Origin of the sequence: Methylobacterium sp. WL6, assembly GCF_008040095.1 — a bacterium.
Taxonomy (GTDB): domain Bacteria; phylum Pseudomonadota; class Alphaproteobacteria; order Rhizobiales; family Beijerinckiaceae; genus Methylobacterium.
Map to the genome: position 1 here is coordinate 1 of NZ_VRVH01000358.1, position 4071 is coordinate 4071.

At 73.3% G+C, this 4071-nt stretch carries 3 protein-coding genes and 2 pseudogenes; 3 read left to right on the top strand and 2 right to left on the bottom strand.

What is annotated here, in order from left to right; translation table 11 throughout:
* The 3 genes and pseudogenes from FV230_RS25445 to FV230_RS25455 all read left to right on the top strand — a co-directional run.
* Positions 1 to 329, top strand: a pseudogene (locus FV230_RS25445) (MFS transporter); the annotation flags it as partial.
* Between the two features lie 64 nt (positions 330 to 393).
* A complete protein-coding gene (locus FV230_RS25450) occupies positions 394 to 2562 on the top strand; it encodes a primosomal protein N' (protein WP_147844375.1) in 2169 nt (722 codons plus the stop codon).
* Positions 2563 to 2642: 80 nt separating this feature from the next.
* Positions 2643 to 3002: an STAS/SEC14 domain-containing protein gene (locus tag FV230_RS25455; RefSeq protein ID WP_147729390.1), complete on the top strand. Its 360-nt coding sequence runs from the start codon at positions 2643 to 2645 to the stop codon at positions 3000 to 3002.
* Positions 3003 to 3035: 33 nt separating this feature from the next.
* Here the strand turns inward: FV230_RS25455 and FV230_RS25460 are convergent, their stop codons facing one another.
* Entirely contained in the window at positions 3036 to 3425 is a 390-nt protein-coding gene (locus FV230_RS25460; protein WP_147729391.1) for a hypothetical protein, read from the bottom strand.
* Positions 3426 to 3745: 320 nt separating this feature from the next.
* Positions 3746 to 4071: pseudogene (locus FV230_RS25465) on the bottom strand (protein kinase); the annotation flags it as partial.

Here is a 4071-nt window from a genome sequence, read left to right on the forward strand (position 1 = left end):
GCGCTGCGCTGGGCGGTGCAGGCCGAGACGGTGGCGCTGCCCTGGCTCGCCGCGATCCAGTCCCTGCACGGCCTGAGCTTCGCGCTCCTGCATCTCGCCTCCCTCGGGCTGATCGAGCGGACCGTGCCGCCCGCCGCCCGCGCCACGGCGCTGACGCTCTACGGCACCGTCGGCCTCGGGCTCGCCGGCGCGGCGGGACGCTCGCGTCCGGCCCGCTGTATTCGGCCTTCCACGGCCACGGCTTCTGGGCGATGGCGGTGCTGAGCCTCGCCGCGCTGCCGCTCGTTCCGCGCTTGCGCCCGCCGTCGGAAGGCACGACCTCTGCGTGACGGCGCGTTTCATGGTACAAAACCGGAACATGCCGTCGGTCCCCGCAACCCAACGCCCAGGTCCATGCCGCACGTCGCCGAGATCCTGATCCCGCTCGCGATCGACACCGCCTACAGCTACGCGGTGCCCGCGGGCCTGGCGCTGGCGGCGGGCGACGTGGTGCAGGTGCCGCTCGGGCCGCGCGAGACGGTCGGCGTGGTCTGGGGCGTGGCGGAGACGGCGGGCGGCTCGAACCTGCGGCCGGTCACCGGCCATCTCGGCGTGGCGCCGCTCTCCGAGCCGCTGCGCAGGCTGGTGGACTGGATCGCGCGCTACACCCTGGCCCCGAAGGGCTCGGCCCTCGCCATGGTGCTGCGCCTGCCCGACGAGGCGGCCGCCGCCGAGGTGGTCCGCGTCGGCGTCCGCACCACCGGCAAGCTCCCGGCCCGCCCGACCAAGGCCCGGGACAAGGTTCTGGCGGTCGCCGCCGACGGCGAGATCCGGGGCAAGAGCGTGCTCGCCAAGACGGCCGAGGTCTCGCTCTCGGTGGTCGACGGGCTGATCGACGACGGCGCACTGGAGACGGTGGCGCTCGCGCCCGAGCCGGTGGCGCTCCCCCCCGACCCGGAGTTCCCGCGGGTGCCGCTGTCGGAGGCGCAAGCCGCGGCGGTCGCGGACCTGGTCGCCGCCCCCGCGGAGGCGGGCGGGAGCGGCGCCGTCCTGCTCGAGGGCGTCACCGGCTCGGGCAAGACCGAGGTCTACTTCGAGGCGGTGGCGGAGTGCGTCCGCTCAGGCGGGCAGGCGCTGATCCTGATGCCCGAGATCGCGCTGACGGCGCAGTTTCTCGACCGCTTCGCCCAGCGCTTCGGCGTCCGTCCGGCGGCCTGGCATTCCGGCATCGGCGGGCGGCGGCGCGAGCGGCTGCGCGCCGGGGTCGCGGCCGGCGAGGTCCGGGTGGTGGTCGGCGCCCGCTCGGCCCTGTTCCTGCCGTTCCGGAAGCTCGGCCTGATCGTGGTCGATGAGGAGCACGAAAGCGCCTACAAGCAGGAGGACGGCGTGCACTACCACGCCCGCGACATGGCCGTGGTGCGGGCCAAGCTCGAGGGCTGCCCGGTGGTGCTGGCCTCGGCGACGCCCTCGATCGAGACGCGGGTCAACGTCGAGCGCGGGCGCTACCGGCGCGTACGGCTGCCCGAGCGCTTCGGCGGCCGCCGCCTGCCCGACATCCAGGCGATCGACATGCGCCTCGACAAGCCGGAGCGCGGGCGCTTCCTGTCGCCGCCGATGATCAACGCGGTGAAGGCCAACCTCGCCGCCGGCGAGCAGGCGCTGCTGTTCCTCAACCGCCGCGGCTACGCGCCGTTGACGCTGTGCCGCGCCTGCGGCCACCGCTACCAGTGCCGGAACTGCTCGACCTGGCTGGTCGAGCACCGCTTCCGCAAGGCCCTGGTCTGCCACCAGTGCGGCTACAGCGAGCGCCGGCCGGACGCCTGCACGGAATGCGGCACCTTCGACAACCTCACCCCCTGCGGCCCCGGGGTCGAGCGCATCGCGGAGGAGGCCGCCGAGCTTTTCCCGGATCGCCGGATCATCGTGCTGTCGAGCGACTTTCCCGGCGGCGCCGAGCGGCTTCGGATGGAGCTCGAGGCGGTGGCGGCGGGCGAATGCGACATCGTCATCGGCACCCAGCTCGTGGCCAAGGGCCACAACTTTCCGCACCTGACGCTCGTCGGCGTGCTCGACGCCGATATCGGCCTGACCTCGGGCGATCCGCGGGCGGCCGAACGCACCTTCCAGCTGCTGCAGCAGGTGACCGGACGCGCCGGCCGCGGCGAACGGCCGGGCCGCGCGCTGGTGCAAACCTACCAGCCCGAGCACCCCGTGATCGCGGCCCTGCTGTCTGGCGATTCGGAGCGCTTCTACGAGGAGGAGATCGCCGCCCGCGAGGCGGCCGGCCTGCCGCCGTTCGGGCGGCTCGCGGCGCTGATCGTCTCCGCCAACGACCGCGCGGCGGCCGAGGCCCACGGGCAGGTGCTGGCCCGGGCCGCCGAGCCGCCGGACGGCGTGATGGTGCTCGGGCCCGCCGAGGCGCCGCTGGCGCTGGTGCGCGGGCGCTACCGCTTCCGCCTCCTGGTCAAGACCGAGCGCAACGTCGACCTGCAGAGCTACCTGCGCGACTGGCTGGCGCGCGGGCCGAAGGTGCGCGGCAACGTGCGCGTCGCGATCGACGTCGACCCGCAGAGCTTTTTGTAGGCGACCGGGATCGCGTTTTGTAGGAAGGTGCGGCGCCGCCGAAGTCCCGACCGGCGGCGTCCATTTCAGGAGCGCGCATCGTGCTGAGCTACACCAAGAAGCCCGAGTCCAGCGTCGCCGAGATCGTGGTCGACGGGAAGATCACGGACGAGGAGATGAACGCGGTGATGACCGCGATGAAGGCCGACCTCGACAAGGGCGGCAAGCTCAAGCTGCTGGAGGACATCCGCGCCTTCGAGGGCATGGAGCCGGCCGCCTTCTTCAAGGACCCGCGCTTCGGCCTGTCGATGATGAAGGGCATCAGCCACGTGGCGCTCGTCACCGACGCGCAGTGGCTCAAGGTCGTCGCCGAGACCTTCGGCTTCGTCTCGCCGGCCCAGATCAAGGTGTTCGAGCGCGCCCGCCTCGACGAGGCCCGCACCTGGCTCGCCGCCGCCTGAGCGGCGAGAAACCGTCCTGAGGCGGCCTGCCGCCTACTCGGCCTGGGCGGTGCGCGTGGTGTTGCGTCGCGCCGTCCAGCGGCCGGAGCACAAAGCCGAGACCTTCCAGGTCCCGGCCCCGCCCTGCGCCTGCAGCCGACCCGAGGCCGCGCCGCTCGCGGCGCCGTTCGAGACGCTCAGGCCCACCGTCCCGTCAGCCCCGACCTGCCCGCTGACCCGGGCGGCCGTCGCCGCCGACGCGGCGCGCACCTGCCCGTCGCGGATCGCGACCGAGGTGCTGTAGCGCGCGTCGCACAGGCCGCTCTCGGTCACGAGATCGACGGCCCAGGTCCCGTTGAAGGCCCCCGGCTCGCCGGCGGCGGCCGGCGTGAGGATCGCGCCCGAGAGGAGGCCGACGAGGGCGATCGGGGTGAGCTTCGACATTCAGGACCTTGCTGTTGAGCGGGAGCGGCCGGCGGACGGACCGTCGGGGTGCCGGGGAATCAAACCTCGACTCTACATCTTGTGCGGTGACGCGCAGATGAACGACGGAAACGGCAAGAGTATGACGACGCGCGCGAGCGCCGGATACAAGCTGGACCGTTGACGCAAGCCGGCGATGACTGGACGCGCCCCGTCGGATCCTTGCCACGCTTTCGCAAGCCGGGTCACTGAACGGGATGGCCTGCGCTGGACCGCTCTTGAGACGCTCTTCCGCACAATCGAGGGCGTGGCCGATCGCGCGGTCGCGCGCCGCACGGTCATCACCCGACGGCGCGCACCACATCCGCCATCGCCGGGCGCGCGCCGACCTCCGCCTGCACGCAGGCGCGCTCGAGATCGCGCAGGGCCGCCGCCTCCGGGAAATCGGCGGGCGCACGGTCCAGCACCTCGGCGATCAGCAGCCCGAAGGCGCGGACCTCGACCCGCTGCAGGGCGGCGCCGGGCGGCCCGTCGGGCAGCACCGAGGCCGCGCCGAAATCGCTGAGCACCGCCTCGCCGGCGGCGGCGTCCCACAGGATGTTGTGGCCGTAGACGTCGCCGTGCAGCAGGCCGCGCGCGTGGAGATGGGCGAGGCCCGCGGCGAGGC